Below are 16534 nucleotides of genomic sequence, written 5' to 3'. Positions count from 1 at the left end.
CCGGGCTTTTCCCTTCGGTCTTGCGTTTCCGACTCTATCAGATCTTTCCGATCCGATTTCCTCGGTGCTTTCCGGCTTCTTCGGTTTCCCGTTTCGGCCTTCCTGCGTTTCCGACTCTATCAGATCCTTTCGGGCCTGATTCCCAGTCAGCGGGAGTTGTCTTCGCGGCTGTTGGGCCGTTCCGACGAGTGAGACTTTAGCGGATTCCCTGCCCCCGACGCTAATCGGGGACGTGCGTTCAAACCTTCGAACACGGATTCCTCATTTCGCAGAAACACACGGAAAGCACGACGGCGCGACAAAGCGCCGTCAGCTTCTATGGGTTCTTGCGGGATGGCTGTCCGGGGCCGACCGGGGTCGGTGCTCACGTCGGACAACTCGGAGAACACTACGTACCGGGGAATCCCGTGTCAACCCCCGGCCTGGGGCGTGCCTCTCCCCGGGGCCTGGCACGCGCGGACGGCCCCTGAGAGGGGGTCAGCCGTTGCCGGAGGCGAGTTCGCGGCTGCGGTCGCGGGCGGCTTCGAGGGCCGCGATGAGGGCGGCGCGGACGCCGTGGTTCTCCAGCTCGCGGATGGCGCTGATGGTGGTGCCGGCCGGGGAGGTCACGGCCTCGCGGAGCTTGACCGGGTGTTCGCCGCTGTCGCGGAGCATCACGGCGGCTCCGATGGCGGCCTGGACGATCAGGTCGTGGGCCTGGGCGCGGGGCAGGCCGAGGAGGATGCCGGCGTCGGTCATCGCCTCGACGAGGAAGTAGAAGTAGGCCGGGCCCGAGCCGGAGAGGGCGGTGGCGGCGTCCTGCTGGGACTCCGGGACGCGCAGGGTCTTGCCGACGCCGCCGAAGATCTCCTCCGCGTGGGCGAGGTGATCGGGGGTGGCGTGGCTGCCGGCCGAGATGACGGACATGCCCTCGTCGACGAGGACGGGGGTGTTCGGCATGACGCGGACGACGGGGGTGCCGGCGGTGAGGCGTTCCTCGATGAACGAGGTGGGGATACCCGCGGCGGCGCTGATGACCAGGCGGTCGGTGGCGACGTGCGGCGCGAGTTCGTCGAGGAGACGCCCCATGTCCTGCGGCTTCACCGCGAGGATGAGGGTGTCGGCGCGCTTGGCCGCCTCGGCGTTGGTGACCGGCTCGACGCCGTAACGGGAGCGCAGCTCCTCCGCGCGTTCGGAGCGCCGGGCGGTGACGAGGAGGTTGGCGGGACGCCAGCCGGCTCGGATCATGCCGCTGAGGAGCGCTTCACCGATCTTGCCGGTGCCGAGGACTGCGACGGTCTGGGTCATGGCTCTGTTCACCTCGCCGGAGGGGGTTACGTGCCGCCATCCTCGCATCGCGGGGGCCGCGCGGCTCCGGGTGTCCGAGGGGCGGTCACGCCGTGCGGCGGCGGAGGGTGGCGGCCCCGAGGGCGAGGACGAGGAGGGCGCAGCCGGCGACGACCAGGGCGTCCCGTACGAAGACGTCGGTGACGTCCGGGTGGCGGAGGACCTCGTTCATGCCGTCGACGGCGTACGACATGGGCAGGACGTTCGAGAGCGTCTCCAGGACGGGCTGCATCCGGTCGCGGGCGGTGAACAGGCCGCAGAGCAGCAGCTGGGGGAAGATCACGGCCGGCATGAACTGGACGGCCTGGAACTCGGAGGCGGCGAAGGCGGAGACGAAGAGGCCCAGGGCGGTGCCGAGGAGGGCGTCGAGGAGGGCGACGAGCAGGAGGAGCCAGGGGGAGCCGACGACGTCGAGGCCGAGGAACCACAGGGCGAGGCCGGTGGCGAGGGCCGACTGGACGACGGCGAGGAGTCCGAACGCCAGGGCGTAGCCGGCGATGAGGTCGGCCTTCCCGAGGGGCATCGCGAGCAGGCGTTCCAGGGTGCCGGAGGTGCGTTCGCGCAGGGTGGCGATCGAGGTCACGAGGAACATCGTGATCAGCGGGAAGATGCCGAGCAGCGAGGCGCCGATGGAGTCGAAGGTGCCGGGGCTGCCGTCGAAGACGTACCGGAGCAGGAAGAGCATCAGGCACGGGACGACGAGCATCAGCGCGATGGAGCGCGGGTCGTGGCGCAGCTGGCGGAGGACACGGGCGGCGGTGGCGAGGGTGCGGGCGGCGTTCATGGCGGAGCTCCTGGGGGGGGCCGACGGGGCGGGCGGTGGCCGGCGTGGGGGCCCGCGGGTGGGCGGCAGGCGCCGGGGATCAGCGCGGTGGGGTCTCGGGGTGGGCGGCGGCGCGGGCGGCGGCGGCGTCGACCAGGCGGAGGAAGGCGTCCTCGACGGTGGCGGTGTCGTTGCGTCGCCGCAGGGCTTCGGGGGTGTCCTCGGCGAGGAGCTCGCCCTCGCGCATGAGGAGCAGGCGGTGGCAGCGCTCGGCCTCGTCCATGACGTGCGAGGAGACGAGGATCGTGGCGCCGCGTCGATCGGCGATGCGGTGGAAGAGGGCCCACAGGTCGCGGCGGAGGACCGGGTCGAGGCCGACGGTGGGCTCGTCGAGGACGAGGAGTTCCGGGGTCCCGAGGAGGGCGACGGCGAGGGATACCCGGCTGCGCTGGCCGCCGGAGAGCCGGCCGGCGAGGGCGTCTGCGTGCGAGGCGAGGTCGACGTCGTCGATGGCCCGCGCCACGGCCGTACGGCGTTCCTCGCGGTGGGCGCGGCCGGGGAGGAGGACGGAGGCGAAGTAGTCGAGGTTCTGGGCGACGGTGAGGTCGTCGTACACGGACGGGGCCTGGGTGACGTAGCCGATGCGGGCGCGCAGGGCGGCGTCGCCCGCCGGGCGGCCGAGGACGTCGAGGGTGCCGGTGACGTGGGCCTGGGTGCCGACGACCGCGCGCATGAGGGTGGACTTGCCGCAGCCGGAGGGGCCGAGGAGGCCGGTGATCCGGCCGGGTGGGACGACGAAGTCGATGCCGCGCAGGACGGTGCGCCTGCCTCGGACGACGGTGAGGCCGCGGGCGACGATCGCTCCGGTCACCGGGTGGTTCGAAGCGGTGCCCGGAGCGGGGTTCGTCTCTCGGTCCGCTGCCTGCCCCGGGGCCTGCTCGGAGTAATTCACCATGTGATGAATAATGGGCGTGGAGGGAGAGGGCGTCAAGCACTCGGGCAGGGGCTCGGGCGGACTACTTCCGCTTCGGCTTCTTGCGGGCCGCCGGGTTGCCCGTGCGGGTGCCGCGCCGCTTCTCGTACCGTGCGCGGGCCGTCTCGTACTCGGTGCGCCGCAGCTTCTCGCCGGGAGCCTCGATGAGGCAGCGGAAGGCGTACGCGAGGAGGGAGCCGATGAATCCGATCGCCTTCAGGCTGCGCAGGGAGTCCTCGCGGGCCGGGTCGGCCGGGCGCCGGGCGAAGCCCTCCCAGGTCTTGCGGAAGGCGATGGCGCTGCAGATCGAGAACATGACGATCACCAGGATGTTGACGAAGCCGCCGACGTCGGCGATCTCGAGGCCCTGGTAGCCGAAGCGCAGCACGAGGCAGCCGGCCGCGGCCGCGACGAGTGCCCCGACCGCGAGGCCGGCGCGGCGCAGGCCGTAGTGGCCGGTGTGGTCGACCCACGTCGTGCCGAAGAAACGGATCTCCTCGGGGCGCGGCCCGGCGGGAGTGCCGTCGGCCGCGCTCTCGGCGGTGCCGCGGGGGGTACGGGGGTTCTCGGGCCGGTCGGTGCGGTCGTCGTCGCTCACGGGACCGATTATCCCCGGGTGGGGCGGGGGCGCGTGAGGGCCGGGGCGTGGGGCGGTGCGCGTGGGGCGTTGCCCGTAGGGGTGGGCGCCCGGGCCGGGGTGCGTCCGGCCCGGGGGCCGGGGGCCCGGGTGGGTCAGCCGCAGCGGCGGGCGACGTAACCGTCGGTGCCCGTCTTCACGTAGGCGTCGGAGATGAACTCGCCCGAGGCGATGTTGTCCCAGATGTTCGTGGTGCCGTAGGGGCCGGAGATCCGTTCGCCGGGCGTCTGGCAGTAGATCGCCACCCGCACGTCCGGGGCGAGGGTCCGCACGAGCCGGAACTGCGTGCCCGGGCCGGAGCGGACGTTGACCCGGTAGCCGGGGGCGACGGGGTAGCGGGTCACGGTCATGGCGGCGACGCCGTCGAGCTCCGCGGCGGCGGGGGCGACGGTGACGGAGATCGCGGGCGCGGTGCCGTCGAGCTCCGCGACCGTGGGGGCCACCGCGACCGAGACCGCGGGCGCGGCGGGTGCGGTGCCGGTGTCCCCGCCCCTGCCGGTGCCGTTCGGTACGGCGTCGGTGGCCACCGGCTCCGCGACGGCCGTCGGCCCGTGCGGTGCCTCCGCCGTGTCCTTCGCGTCCCGTCCCCGGTTCTTCTCGTCCACGCCCATGCCGTCGTCCTCCCCCGTTGGCGCAAAAGCGCTCCATGACATCCGCGTACCGCCGACGTTCGCGTACCGCGACGCGCAGGCTAGCAAGGCCCCTCGGCCGTCCGGGGGCCATCGACTAGGCTCCGTGCGTCGCGCACGCGCGCGAACACAACGGGGAACCACACGGGGGTGGGCTATGCCGCCGTTGCGCAGCACCGGCGCGGACCGGGAAGCGGAAGAGCCTGAATACGCCGGTGAGTACCGCCTTCAGGCCTGTCTCGGCGCGGGCGGGATGGGTGTGGTGCACCTCGCCACCTCCGCCTCCGGCCTGCGGCTCGCGGTCAAGGTCGTCCACGGGCAGTACGCGGAGGACCCGGAGTTCAGGGCCCGCTTCCGGCAGGAAGTGGCCGCTGCCCGACGGGTGAGCGGCGCCTTCACCGCGCCCGTCGTGGACGCCGATCCCGATGCCGTGCGCCCCTGGATGGCGACCCTGTACGTCCCCGGCCCCACCCTCGCCGACCAGGTGAAACGGAACGGTCCCCTGGCCCCCGCCGAGCTGCGCCGCCTGACGGCGGGGCTCTCGGAGGCGCTGCGCGACATCCACCGCGCGGGGGTCGTCCACCGTGACCTCAAGCCGAGCAACGTCCTGCTCACCGACACCGGCCCGAAGGTCATCGACTTCGGCATCTCGCGGCCGGTGGACAGCGATCTGCGGACGGAGACGGGGAAGCTGATCGGCTCGCCGCCGTTCATGGCGCCCGAGCAGTTCCAGCGGCCCCGGGAGGTCGGGCCGGCGGCGGACGTCTTCGCCCTCGGGTCGGTCCTGGTGCACGCGGCGACCGGGCACGGCCCGTTCGACTCCGACAGTCCGTATGTGGTCGCGTACCAGGTCGTGCACGACGAACCCGATCTCTCGGGGGTGCCGGGCGAGCTGGCACCGCTGGTCGCCCGCTGCCTGGCGAAGGAGCCGGCCGAGCGGCCGACCCCCTCCGAGATCATGGCGGCGCTGCTCCCTCCGTCGTACGAGGCGGAGGCATTCATACCGGCGCAGCGGCGGCCGCTCGTCCTGCCGGAGCCGGTGGCGGGGGCGGGCGCCGGGGCGGGGTCCGGATTCGGGTCCGGGTTCGGGGCCTCGTGGGACGCCGATACTCCCGTACGGGTCACCGTGCCGGCGCGGAGGCCTCGCCGGGCCGGGCGGTTCCGGTTGCCGGTCGTGGTGACGGCGCTCGTCGGCCTGGCGGCCGGCGGCCTCTTCGTGGCGTTCGGGGCGGGAGCGGACGCCACCGGGCCCGAGCCGCGCCGGGCCGAGGTCGCCACCGCCTTCGGCGGCTGGCAGACCGCACTGCAGAAGGCGGGCGAGCCCACGGCCCCCGCGTGCGCGCACGTCGGCGGCGCGCTGTTCTGTTCGGCGCGCGGGGTCGGCCTGGCGCGGCTCGACCCGCGGACCGGCCGGGTCGCCTGGTCGCACCCGGCCGCCCTCGACGATCCGGTCGCCGGGCCCCTGGCCGCGGGCGGTGTCCTCGGGGTCGTCGCCGCCGACGGCACGCTCCGTACGTACGGCCGCGAGGACGGGGCCGCGCGGTGGGACACGAGCGGTGCCGCCCGCCAGGAGGGAGCCGTTCCGGCCGGTGACACCTTCCTCTTCCCCACGTCGGCCGGGGGCGTCCGGGCCGTCGACAGCGCGACCGGCGCGCAGCGCCGCACGTACGCCCTGCGCGGGTTCACGGCTCCCCGCTTCGGTTCGTACGACCCCGCGACCGGTCTCCTGCCGGTCTTCGAGACGGCGACGGCCGCCGGGAGCGGTAAGCGGACCCGCGTCGGGGCGCTGCGGCCGCGTACCGGTGAACTCGTCTGGCAGACGCGGCTGGAGGGGGATCTGGTGCCGGTGGGGATGGGGGCGGGCGGGGCGCTGTTCCTGCGCTCCGCGAACAGCGACTCGCAGATCGACGCGGTCGTACGGTACGAGCCCGGGGCCGCCGGGGCGGCGGGGACGGTGCGGCGGGTGGCGCTGCCGTTCCGGTTGGACGAGCCCACGATCGCGGTCCGGGGCGACATCGCCTATCTGCTGACCCCGCGGGGGCAGTTGACCGCCCTGGACACGGCCGCGCCGGGCGGGCGGGTCCTGTGGGAGCTGGAGACGGCCGCCGGAAACGTCTCCGCGCCCGTCGTGACCGCCGACGGCGCCCGGCTGTACCTCTCCGCGTCCGACGGCCGCCTCCTCGCCGTCGACACGGCGCGGGGCGCCCTCCTCGGCCAGACGAAGCCCCGCCTGCGCGACGGGCGGCTCGGTTATGCCACGACCGTCCCGGCGCCGGTGGTGACCGGGGACCGGGTCTACGCGACCGCCCCCGACGGGTCGGTCTTCGCGGTGGACGCGCGCGACCCGGGGGCGTGGTGAGGGGGTAGGTCCCGCGGCGTGAGTGCCTGACGATGCGGGCGGGGCTCTACGCGGCGTGAGTGGCCGGCGATCCGGGTGGGTCACCGTGCCCGGCGACCCGCCCGGGGAGCGGTTCGCTTCCCCGAGGGGCCGCGGCCCGCCCTATGCGGGGGACGGTTCGCTGCCCCGAGAGGCCCGGGCCCTGGCGGCGAGCGGGTCGCTCCCCCGAGGGGTCCGGCCACGAGCGGCGAGCGGGTCGGAGAGAACCTTGGCGGCGTACGTGAGCGGACGGACGAGCCGCAGAAGCCCCCCTTCGCGCCGTACTCGGCGGCACGAAGAGGGGCCGGCTCACCCGCCCCCCGCGAGGGGCCGGCGGCTCGGGTCAGCCCAGGCGGGTCACGTCGCGCACCGCGCCCTTGTCGGCGCTGGTTGCCATCGCCGCGTAGGCGCGGAGGGCCGCCGAGACCTTGCGCTGGCGGTTCTTCGGGGCGTAGACGCCGGCCAGGGCCTCGTGGCGGGCCGCCAGGGTCGCGTCGTCGACCAGGAGCTCGATCGCGCGGGTCGGGATATCGATGCGGATGCGGTCGCCGTCCTCGACCAGGGCGATCGTGCCGCCGGAGGCCGCCTCCGGTGAGGCGTGGCCGATCGACAGGCCCGACGTACCGCCCGAGAAGCGGCCGTCCGTGACCAGGGCGCAGGTCTTGCCCAGGCCGCGGCCCTTCAGGAAGGACGTCGGGTAGAGCATCTCCTGCATGCCCGGGCCGCCGCGCGGGCCTTCGTAGCGGATGACGACGACGTCGCCGTCCTTGATCTGCTTGTTGAGGATCTTCTCGACGGCCTCGTCCTGCGACTCGCAGACGACCGCCGGGCCCTCGAACGTCCAGATCGACTCGTCGACACCGGCCGTCTTGACCACGCAGCCGTCGACGGCCAGGTTGCCGCGCAGGACCGCGAGGCCGCCGTCCTTCGAGTAGGCGTGGGCCGCGTCGCGGATGCAGCCGCCGGCCGCGTCCGTGTCGAGGGAGGCCCAGCGCTCGGACTGCGAGAAGGCGGTCGCGGAGCGGACGCAGCCGGGCGCCGCGTGCCACAGCTCGACGGCCTCCTCGGACGGCGAGCCGCCGCGCACGTCCCAGGTCTCCAGCCACTCCTTGATGGAGCGGGAGTGGACGGTGTGGACGTCTTCGTTGAGGAGGCCGGCGCGGTACAGCTCGCCGAGGATGGCGGGGATGCCGCCTGCGCGGTGGACATCCTCCATGTAGTACGTGCCGCCGGGCGCCACGTTCGGGGCGACCTTCGCCAGGCACGGGACCCGGCGCGAGACCGCGTCCATGTCGGACAGGCCGTAGTCCAGCTCGGCCTCCTGCGCGGCGGCGAGCAGGTGCAGGATCGTGTTGGTCGAGCCGCCCATGGCGATGTCGAGGGCCATGGCGTTCTCGAAGGCCGCGCGGGTCGCGATCGAGCGCGGCAGGACGGAGTCGTCGTCCTCGTCGTAGTAGCGCCGGGTGATGTCGACGACCGTGCGGGCGGCGTTCTCGTACAGCGCCTTGCGGGCCGTGTGGGTGGCGAGGACCGAGCCGTTGCCGGGGAGGGAGAGGCCGATGGCCTCGGTCAGGCAGTTCATCGAGTTGGCGGTGAACATGCCGGAACAGGACCCGCAGGTCGGGCAGGCGTTCTCCTCGATGCGGAGGATGTCCTCGTCCGAGATCTTGTCGTTCACGGCGTCGGAGATCGCGTCGACCAGGTCGAGCGTGCGGACCGTGCCGTCGACCAGCGTGGCCTTGCCGGACTCCATCGGACCGCCGGAGACGAAGACCGTCGGGATGTTGAGGCGCAGCGCGGCGTTCAGCATGCCGGGGGTGATCTTGTCGCAGTTGGAGATGCAGATCAGCGCGTCGGCGCAGTGCGCCTCGACCATGTACTCCACGCTGTCCGCGATCAGGTCGCGGGAGGGCAGGGAGTACAGCATGCCACCGTGGCCCATCGCGATGCCGTCGTCGACGGCGATCGTGTTGAACTCGCGCGGGATGGCCCCGGCGGCCGTGATGGCCTCGGAGACGATCCGGCCGACCGGCTGGAGGTGGGTGTGGCCGGGCACGAACTCGGTGAAGGAGTTGGCGACGGCGATGATCGGCTTCCGGCCGATGTCCGCGCCGGGTACACCGGAGGCGCGCATAAGGGCGCGTGCGCCCGCCATGTTGCGGCCGTGGGTGACAGTGCGGGACCTCAGCTCGGGCATCGTCGCTCGCTCCTCGTGACGGGTGTGCTTGCTTTCGAGCGTACGCCGCCGCTCCAAGATCTGGACAGGCTGTCCGTATGCCGGACCTGGTGTTCAGCTTTCGGGCATCCGTGCGGCGTGAGCCACGGGGGGTGATCCGCGGGTCACGCCTCCGTCAGGTACCGCTGGAGTGTGGGGGCCACCAGGGCCACGATCTCCTCCGGGTCGGCGGAGGCCAGCGGCTCGACCTGGATGACGTACCGCAGGATCGCGATGCCGATCATGTGCGAGGCGGCCAGCTCCGCGCGGAACTTGGGGTCCGGGACCTCCAGGTCGGCGGCCACGCGTTCCAGGAGCCGGCGCAGGACGAAGCCGCGGAGCACCTTCGCCGCCGCCTCGTGGGTGAGGGCGGAGCGGATGATGGCCAGCAGCGGGGCGCGGGTCGCGGGGTTCTCCCAGACACCGATGAAATAGCGGGCGAGGCGCTCCCCGATGCCGTCGAGCGGGCCTCCGAGGACCTGCGGGACGACGAGGGCGGGTTCGAAGGAGATCTCGACGGCGGCCGCGAACAGCTCGTCCTTCGTACCGAAGTAGTGGTGCACAAGCGCCGGGTCGACCCCGGCGGCCTTGGCGATGCCGCGCACGGAGGTCTTGTCGTAGCCGCGCTCGGCGAACTGCGCGCGGGCCGCCTCCATGATCCGCTGCCGGGCCCCCGGTCCGCGGTCCTCCGCGGTACGGGAGGGGCGGCCGCGCCGGCGCGGGGCCGGTGCGGTCATGAGCGGGGGACCCGCCCCGGCTGCGCGGTCGCCGAGGCGAGGTGGAGGCGGGTGAAGGCCAGGGCCTCGGCCAGGTCGGCCTCGCGTTCGGCGGCGGACATCGCGCGGCGGGTGTTGACCTCGACGACGACGTGCCCGTCGAAGCCGATGTGGGCGAGGCGTTCCAGAACCTCCGCGCAGGGCTGGGTGCCGCGGCCGGGGACCAGATGCTCGTCCTTGGCGGAACCCCTGCCGTCGGCGAGGTGGACGTGACCGAGCCGGTCGCCCATGCGGTCGACCATGGCGAGGGCGTCGGTGCGGGCGGTCGCGGTGTGCGAGAGGTCGACGGTGAAGTGGCGGTAGTCGTCCTTGGTGACGTCCCACTCGGGGGCGTACGCGAGCATCTCGCGGTCCTTGTAGCGCCAGGGGTACATGTTCTCGACGGCGAACCGGACGTCGGTCTCGTCGGCCATCCGCCAGATGCCGGTGACGAAGTCGCGGGCGTACTGCCGCTGCCAGCGGAACGGCGGGTGGACGACGACGGTGGAGGCGCCGAGCTTCTCGGCGGCCGCCTGGGCGCGCTGGAGCTTGACCCACGGGTCGGTGGACCAGACGCGCTGGGTGATGAGGAGGCAGGGGGCGTGGACGGCGAGGATCGGGACCTCGTGGTAGTCCGAGAGCCGGCGCAGCGCTTCGATGTCCTGGCTGACGGGGTCGGTCCAGACCATGACCTCGACACCGTCGTAGCCGAGGCGTGCGGCGATCTCGAAGGCCGTCGCCGTCGACTCCGGATAGACCGAGGCCGTCGACAGGGCGACCTTCGCATCCGGGACGCGCACCACTGGTTCTGCCACGAAGGACAGGGTACGGGGCGGGCCCGGGCCCCGGGGAGGTGGTTCCGGTCACGTACGGCACCGGGCGGTCGCTCTCCGGAGCGCCGGGCACGCGCGCGTTGCCGGGCTTCCCGGAGGTCCCAGGGGGTCTCCCGGGGGGTCCCGGGCTGTGCGGGTGCGGCGGGGCGGGGCCACGCGCGCGTGGGGGAGGACACACGCCCGGCCGGGTGGAAGGGGCGGTGCGGGGGTGCGGGTCTCCGGGCGGTGCGGGGTGGTTCCCGGGGCGTACGGGAGCGGGCGGCGCGCGCCGAGGCGCGTGCCGAGGCGCGTGCGGGCCGGCCTCGCGCCGGGGGCGCGGGTCCGCTCGTACCCCTCCGGCCGCGGGTCCGCCTCGCGCCGGGGCGCGTGTCCGCTCCGTACCCCCTCCGGCCGCGGGTCCGCCCGTCATCCCTCCGGGAGGTGGTCCAGGCGGCGGAGGATCACGCCCTCGCGGAGGGCCCAGGGGCAGATCTCGAGGTCGTCGATGCCGAAGAGGTCCATCGCGGCCTCGGCGACCAGCGCGCCCGCCAGGAGCTGCGGGGCGCGGCCCTCCGAGACGCCGGGGAGGGCCCCGCGCTCCTGGACCGTCATCACGGCGAGCTTGGGGACCCACTCCTCCAGGGACCGGTGGCTGAGGTCCCGCTGGACGTAGAGCCCTTCGCCGGATCCGGGCGCCCCGGCGATCCTGGCCAGCTGCTTGAAGGTCTTGGAGGTGGCGACGACGTGGTCCGGCTTGCCGAAGCGGGTGAACTCGCCGACGGTACGGGCGATCCGGGCCCGGACGTGGCGGCGCAGGGCCTTGACGTCCGCCGCGTCGGCGGGGTCGCCGGGGAGCCAGCCGGCCGTCAGCCGCCCCGCGCCCAGCGGAAGCGAGACCGCCGCGTCCGGCTCCTCGTCTATGCCGTACGCGATCTCCAGGGAGCCGCCGCCGATGTCGAGGAGGAGCAGCTTCCCGGAGGACCAGCCGAACCAGCGGCGGGCGGCGAGGAAGGTGAGGCGCGCCTCCTCCTCGCCGGTGAGGACCTGGAGGTCGACGCCGGTCACCTCCTGGACCCGGGCCAGGACCGCGTCGGCGTTCGTCGCCTCGCGCACCGCGGAGGTCGCGAACGGCAGCACCTCCTCGCAGCCCTTGTCCTCCGCCGCCTGGAGCGCGTCCACGACCGTGGCGATGAGCCGGTCGACCCCGGCGGGCGCGATGGCGCCGTGCTCGTCGAGCAGCTCGGCGAGGCGCAGCTCCGCCTTGTGGGAGTGGGCGGGCAGGGGCCGTGCGCCGTGGTGGGCGTCCACCACCAGCAGGTGCACCGTGTTCGAACCGACGTCGAGGACTCCGAGTCTCATGGGCGGAACGCTACTGCGCCCGCGCGCATACGCTTGTGGTGTGCCCAAGACGAAAAAGGCGAAGCCGGACAAAGCCAGTGGCGGCGACAGCGCCACCACTCCGCTCAAGGCTCGCAAGGCCTCCAAGGAGCCCGCGATCTCCAAGAAGCAGGGCGTCGCGCCCGAACCCGACGAGAAGGGCCTGGACTTCGCGCGGGCCTGGGTGGAGTTTCCCGACCCGGCCGACGACGAGCAGGTCTTCCGCTGCGATCTGACCTGGCTCACCTCGCGGTGGAGCTGCATCTTCGGCAGCGGCTGCCAGGGCATCCAGGCCGGCCGCGCCGACGACGGCTGCTGCACGCTGGGCGCCCACTTCTCCGACGAGGACGACGAGAAGCGGGTCGCCTCGTACGTGGACCGGCTCACGCCCGAGCTGTGGCAGTTCCACGACGTCGGCACCGCGACCGGCTGGACGCAGCTCGACGAGGACGGTGACCGGCAGACCCGGCGCTGGGAGGGGTCCTGCATCTTCCAGAACCGTCCCGGTTTCGCGGGAGGCGCCGGCTGCTCGCTGCACATCCTGGCCCTCCGGGAGGGCAAGGAGCCGCTGGAGACCAAGCCGGACGTCTGCTGGCAGCTGCCGGTGCGGCGTACGTACGACTGGATCGACCGGCCCGACGACACCCGCGTCCTGCAGATCTCGATCGGGGAGTACGACCGTCGTGGCTGGGGCCCGGGAGGTCACGACCTGCACTGGTGGTGCACCTCGGCGACCTCGGCGCACGGGGCCGGGGAGCCGGTGTACGTGACGTACCGGCCCGAGCTGACGGAGCTCATGGGCAAGGAGGCGTACGACGTGCTGGTGGAGCTGTGCGAGGCGCGCCTCGCGTCCCAGCTGCCGCTGGTGGCCCCGCACCCGGCCGACCCCGTGAGCCCGCCGACGCCCGGCGGCCGACCGGTCCAGGACCGGCTGTCCTGAGAGCTCCGGGCTGTCCTGGGAGCGTCCGGCCGTCCTGAGCCCGGCGGGCCTTCCCGCCACGCCCGCCGCCGTCCGGCGGCCGCCGCGCTCTCCGGTCACGAGGGAGGCGGGGACCCCGTGTCGCCCGGGGTTCCCGGGTCGGTGGACGGGGTCGGTTCGCCGGTCGTCGGGGGCGGTTCCTCCGTCGTCGGCGGCGGGCTCGTCGGGTCCGTGGGATCGGTCGTCGGCGGCGGTTCCTCCGTCGTCGGCGGTGGGGTGGTCGGGTCCGTGGTGGGTGGCGGGGTCGTCGGGTCCGTCGTGGGCGGGGGTTCCTCGGTGGTCGGCGGCGGGGTGGTGGCGCCGCGGCCGTGGATGCGGACCACCGCGCCGGAGGGGTTCACGCCGACCCGGGCCGACCAGGCCCCCGAGGGCTCGCGCGCCTGGTCGACGTGGACGCGGACCGTCACGGACTGCCCCGGCCGGAGGGTTCCGGACGACTGGGAGACGTACAGCCACGGTCCGTCCGTCCACAGGGACCAGTCCACGGACGAGCCGCCGGAGTTGGTGAGCGTGAGCGTCGTGGTGGCGCCGTTCCCGTGGGCGGAGACGGTGATCCGGCCGGCGGCCGGCTGCCCGGGGAGGGTCGGTCCGGTGGGGCCGCCCGGGCTGATCACCTCGACCGAGACGTCGGGCGAGCGGCTGCCCTGGGTGAAGCGCGGGTCGGGGGTGGTGCGGGCGTTGCCGGTGTTCTCGTACCGGTCGTTCGGGGCGCCGTCCAGGCCGCCCGCGTCCTCGGACTCCCGCGCGGTGACCGGCGCTCCGGCCCTGCCCTCCCCCGTCGCGGGGTCGCCGCGGTACGAGGCCCACAGGGCGAGGACGGGGGCGGCGACGACGGCGGCGACGACCGTGGTGGTGACCGCCCGGGCGCGCATCCGGTCGCGCCGGGCCGCGTGGTCCTTGGGGTCCATCGGGAAACCGGTGGGCCCGAAGCGCGGGGCACCGGCACGCGCGCGCGGGATGCCCGCCGCCGCGCACGCCGCGGGCGGGGGCGCCGGGACCAGCGGGAGCCGCGCGGGGGCGTCCGCCGCCGCGCCGGGCCACGGGCCGCCCGCGCCGGCGCGTTCGGCGGCCCGGCGGCAGCGCGGGCAGTCGTCGACGTGGCGGACGAGTTCGGCGCGCAGGGCGGCGGAGAGCAGCACCTGGTGGTCGCCGGTGAGGCGGGCGACGGCGGGGCAGCCGCCGGTCTCGACGACCGCGAGGGCGGCCCTGGTCCGCTCCACCTCGCAGGCGGCGGAGGAGAGCAGTTCGCGCGCGGCGAGCGGGTCGAGGGAGAGCACGGCGGCGACGCCCCGGTGCCCGAGGCCGTGGCGGACGGCGAGCTCCAGGGCCTCGCGCTGCTCCGGGGTCGTACCGGCGGCCTCGGGCCAGGCGAGCAGGGACAGCTCGGCGCGGCGGCGGTGGGCGTCCGTAGCGGAAGCGGCTCCGGTGGTCTCGTCGGCGCTCCCGTCCGCGTCCCGGGCCCGTTCCGCGTCCCCTTTCCCGGCGGCCTGACGGCCGCTGTGGGCGCCGCCCTGGCGCTTGCGGCGCTGCTCGCCGAGGGTGCGCAGGCAGGCCCAGCGGGCGAGCGCGTACAGCCACGCCCGGCGTCCTTCCTCGTCGGAGGGGCAGCGGCCGCGGTGGCGTTCGGCGAGGGCGAGGACGTCGCCGAGGACGGCGGTCGCCGTGTCGTGGTCGCAGAGCACGGACAGGCAGTACGTGAACAGGCCGTCGAGACAGGGCTCGTGGACGGGCTCGTCACGGGACGGGGAGCGACGACCGTGTGTACGGGAACCGGCGCGCGCGTCGGCTCCGGCTCCGGCCTTGGCGGCCGGGGCGGCCTTTGTGCCGGACGGTGCGCCGGTCGGGGCGCTTCCGGCGGCGTGGGACGGCGCGCGGCGGTGCGCCCGGTGTGCGCCGGTGGTGTGGGTAGGGGGTTCCAGCCTGCTGCTCGTCACTGGGCGACCGTAGGCAAGGCGGAGCGGCCTCTTCGCACCCCTTGAACACTTTTAATCCTTACGGGTGAAGGTATCCCTCGAAAGGGGACAGGAATCGTTCATTCCGAGGGGTGAGCCGGTGACGGCATCACTCCCGGGACGCGTTGTCAGTGCGGACCGCTACGGTTCGGTCCATGGCTGCCCGTACGAAATCCGCCAAGGACAGGCCGTCCTACCGCTGCACCGAGTGCGGTTGGACGACCGCCAAGTGGCTCGGCCGTTGCCCCGAGTGCCAGGCCTGGGGGACGGTCGAGGAGTACGGCGCGCCCGCCGTCCGCACCACCGCCGCCGGCCGTGTCTCGACCGCCGCGCTGCCCATCGGCCAGGTCGACGGCCGGCAGGCCACCGCGCGCTCCACCGGTGTGGACGAGCTGGACCGGGTCCTGGGCGGGGGGCTCGTGCCCGGCGCGGTCGTGCTGCTCGCGGGCGAGCCCGGCGTCGGCAAGTCCACGCTGCTGCTCGACGTCGCCGCGAAGGCCGCGAGCGACGAGCACCGCACGCTGTACGTGACGGGCGAGGAGTCCGCCAGTCAGGTCCGGCTGCGCGCGGACCGGATCAACGCGTTGAGCGACCACCTGTACCTGGCGGCCGAGACCGATCTGTCGGCCGTCCTCGGACATCTCGACGCCGTCAAGCCCTCACTGCTGATCATGGACTCGGTGCAGACGGTGGCCTCCCCGGAGATCGACGGGGCGCCGGGCGGCATGGCGCAGGTCCGTGAGGTCGCCGGGGCGCTGATCCGGGCGTCGAAGGAGCGCGGGATGTCCACGCTCCTGGTCGGCCATGTGACCAAGGACGGCGCCATCGCCGGCCCCCGGCTCCTGGAGCACCTGGTCGACGTCGTGCTCTCCTTCGAGGGCGACCGGCACGCGCGCCTGCGGCTGGTCCGGGGCGTGAAGAACCGGTACGGAGCGACGGACGAGGTCGGCTGCTTCGAGCTGCACGACGAGGGGATCACCGGGCTGGCCGACCCGTCCGGCCTCTTCCTGACCCGCCGCGACACGGCCGTGCCGGGGACCTGTCTGACGGTGACCCTGGAGGGGCGCAGGCCGCTCGTCGCCGAGGTCCAGGCCCTGACGGTGGACTCGCAGATCCCGTCGCCGCGGCGGACGACCTCCGGCCTGGAGACGTCCCGGGTGTCGATGATGCTCGCCGTGCTGGAGCAGCGCGGCCGGATCACCGCGCTCGGCAAGCGTGACATCTATTCGGCGACGGTCGGCGGGGTGAAGCTCTCCGAGCCGGCCGCCGACCTGGCGATCGCCCTCGCCCTGGCCTCCGCCGCCAGCGACACCCCGCTGCCGAAGAACCTGGTCGCCATCGGGGAGGTCGGGCTGGCGGGCGAGGTCCGCCGGGTCACGGGCGTCCAGCGCCGCCTGGCCGAGGCGCACCGGCTCGGCTTCACCCACGCCCTGGTCCCCACGGACCCGGGCAAGGTCCCGGCCGGCATGAAGGTGACGGAGGTCGCGGACATGGGCGACGCGCTGCGGGTCCTGCCGCGAAGCCGCCGCCCGGCCGCGGCGAAGGGCGCGAACGCGGAAGAGGGCTAGGCATCGGCGGGGAACAGGGCTGGGCGTCGGCGAAGAAGAGGGCTGGGCATGAGCGGGGAAGAGCGCTAGGCATCGGCGGGGAAGAGGGCTAGGCGTCGGCGAAGAAGCCGGTCAGGACGCGCGGGGAAGAGGGGGAGGAGAGCCAGGACGAGGCCGTCCGGCGGTGTAGCG

The 16534-nt window shown here is 74.0% G+C and carries 13 protein-coding genes; 3 read left to right on the top strand and 10 right to left on the bottom strand.

The features are described 5' to 3' along the window. Positions 1 to 477 precede the first annotated feature (477 nt). From proC to ACZ6RC_RS21930, 5 genes are all read right to left on the bottom strand, one after another. The gene (gene proC / locus ACZ6RC_RS21950) at positions 478 to 1287 is read right to left on the bottom strand and encodes a pyrroline-5-carboxylate reductase (protein WP_391140434.1); all 810 of its coding nucleotides are present in this window, start codon (positions 1285 to 1287) and stop codon (positions 478 to 480) included. Positions 1288 to 1372: 85 nt separating this feature from the next. Beyond that, on the bottom strand, positions 1373 to 2110 hold the full coding sequence (locus tag ACZ6RC_RS21945) for an ABC transporter permease (protein ID WP_391140433.1): 738 nt from the start codon (positions 2108 to 2110) through the stop codon (positions 1373 to 1375). Positions 2111 to 2189: 79 nt separating this feature from the next. Next, complete coding sequence (locus ACZ6RC_RS21940) at positions 2190 to 3044, bottom strand: ABC transporter ATP-binding protein (RefSeq protein ID WP_469585682.1); 855 nt, start codon at positions 3042 to 3044, stop codon at positions 2190 to 2192. Between the two features lie 61 nt (positions 3045 to 3105). After that, positions 3106 to 3660: a hypothetical protein gene (locus tag ACZ6RC_RS21935; protein WP_469585679.1), complete on the bottom strand. Its 555-nt coding sequence runs from the start codon at positions 3658 to 3660 to the stop codon at positions 3106 to 3108. Between the two features lie 134 nt (positions 3661 to 3794). Next, positions 3795 to 4049, bottom strand: a complete 255-nt coding sequence (locus tag ACZ6RC_RS21930; RefSeq protein WP_469585774.1) for an SH3 domain-containing protein — start codon at positions 4047 to 4049, stop codon at positions 3795 to 3797. 436 nt (positions 4050 to 4485) lie between these two features. Between ACZ6RC_RS21930 and ACZ6RC_RS21925 the strand changes: the two genes are divergently transcribed. After that, positions 4486 to 6687: a protein kinase domain-containing protein gene (locus ACZ6RC_RS21925; RefSeq protein WP_469585676.1), complete on the top strand. Its 2202-nt coding sequence runs from the start codon at positions 4486 to 4488 to the stop codon at positions 6685 to 6687. Positions 6688 to 7048: 361 nt separating this feature from the next. Here the strand turns inward: ACZ6RC_RS21925 and ilvD are convergent, their stop codons facing one another. The 4 genes from ilvD to ACZ6RC_RS21905 form a co-directional block, all read right to left on the bottom strand. Beyond that, positions 7049 to 8902, bottom strand: a complete 1854-nt coding sequence (gene ilvD, locus ACZ6RC_RS21920) for a dihydroxy-acid dehydratase (RefSeq protein ID WP_469585673.1) — start codon at positions 8900 to 8902, stop codon at positions 7049 to 7051. 143 nt (positions 8903 to 9045) lie between these two features. Next, on the bottom strand, positions 9046 to 9657 hold the full coding sequence (locus ACZ6RC_RS21915) for a TetR/AcrR family transcriptional regulator (protein ID WP_391140428.1): 612 nt from the start codon (positions 9655 to 9657) through the stop codon (positions 9046 to 9048). Beyond that, entirely contained in the window at positions 9654 to 10490 is an 837-nt protein-coding gene (locus ACZ6RC_RS21910; RefSeq protein WP_391140427.1) for a sugar phosphate isomerase/epimerase family protein, read from the bottom strand. The genes ACZ6RC_RS21915 and ACZ6RC_RS21910 overlap by 4 nt, the downstream gene beginning before the upstream one ends. Before the next feature lie 423 nt (positions 10491 to 10913). Continuing rightward, a complete protein-coding gene (locus ACZ6RC_RS21905; RefSeq protein ID WP_453618471.1) occupies positions 10914 to 11846 on the bottom strand; it encodes a Ppx/GppA family phosphatase in 933 nt (310 codons plus the stop codon). A gap of 40 nt (positions 11847 to 11886) precedes the next feature. Here ACZ6RC_RS21905 and ACZ6RC_RS21900 point away from each other — a divergent pair, with 40 nt between their 5' ends. Further along, positions 11887 to 12804, top strand: a complete 918-nt coding sequence (locus ACZ6RC_RS21900) for a DUF3109 family protein (protein WP_391140425.1) — start codon at positions 11887 to 11889, stop codon at positions 12802 to 12804. Positions 12805 to 12899: 95 nt separating this feature from the next. Here ACZ6RC_RS21900 and ACZ6RC_RS21895 read toward each other — a convergent pair whose 3' ends face one another. After that, complete coding sequence (locus ACZ6RC_RS21895) at positions 12900 to 14777, bottom strand: BACON domain-containing protein (RefSeq protein ID WP_469585665.1); 1878 nt, start codon at positions 14775 to 14777, stop codon at positions 12900 to 12902. Positions 14778 to 14950: 173 nt separating this feature from the next. On the opposite strand from ACZ6RC_RS21895, the gene radA reads away from it, so the two are divergent. Then, on the top strand, positions 14951 to 16363 hold the full coding sequence (gene radA, locus ACZ6RC_RS21890; RefSeq protein ID WP_391140423.1) for a DNA repair protein RadA: 1413 nt from the start codon (positions 14951 to 14953) through the stop codon (positions 16361 to 16363). Positions 16364 to 16534: the final 171 nt, after the last annotated feature.

Source organism: Streptomyces sp. NPDC048353 (genome assembly GCF_055587165.1).
Note: the sequence above shows the minus strand (reverse complement) of the source record. Positions and strands in the feature narration are given on the sequence as shown.

Bases quoted from the DNA above. Each gene is read 5' to 3' on its own strand.
- ACZ6RC_RS21925 (WP_469585676.1), top strand. From the start codon at position 4,486: ATGCCGCCGTTGCGCAGCACCGGCGCGGACCGGGAAGCGGAAGAGCCT.
- ACZ6RC_RS21905 (WP_453618471.1), bottom strand. From the start codon at position 11,846: ATGAGACTCGGAGTCCTCGACGTCGGTTCGAACACGGTGCACCTGCTG.
- proC (WP_391140434.1), bottom strand. From the start codon at position 1,287: ATGACCCAGACCGTCGCAGTCCTCGGCACCGGCAAGATCGGTGAAGCG.
- ACZ6RC_RS21930 (WP_469585774.1), bottom strand. From the start codon at position 4,049: ATGACCGTGACCCGCTACCCCGTCGCCCCCGGCTACCGGGTCAACGTC.
- ACZ6RC_RS21940 (WP_469585682.1), bottom strand. From the start codon at position 3,044: ATGGTGAATTACTCCGAGCAGGCCCCGGGGCAGGCAGCGGACCGAGAG.
- ACZ6RC_RS21945 (WP_391140433.1), bottom strand. From the start codon at position 2,110: ATGAACGCCGCCCGCACCCTCGCCACCGCCGCCCGTGTCCTCCGCCAG.
- ACZ6RC_RS21915 (WP_391140428.1), bottom strand. From the start codon at position 9,657: ATGACCGCACCGGCCCCGCGCCGGCGCGGCCGCCCCTCCCGTACCGCG.
- ilvD (WP_469585673.1), bottom strand. From the start codon at position 8,902: ATGCCCGAGCTGAGGTCCCGCACTGTCACCCACGGCCGCAACATGGCG.
- radA (WP_391140423.1), top strand. From the start codon at position 14,951: ATGGCTGCCCGTACGAAATCCGCCAAGGACAGGCCGTCCTACCGCTGC.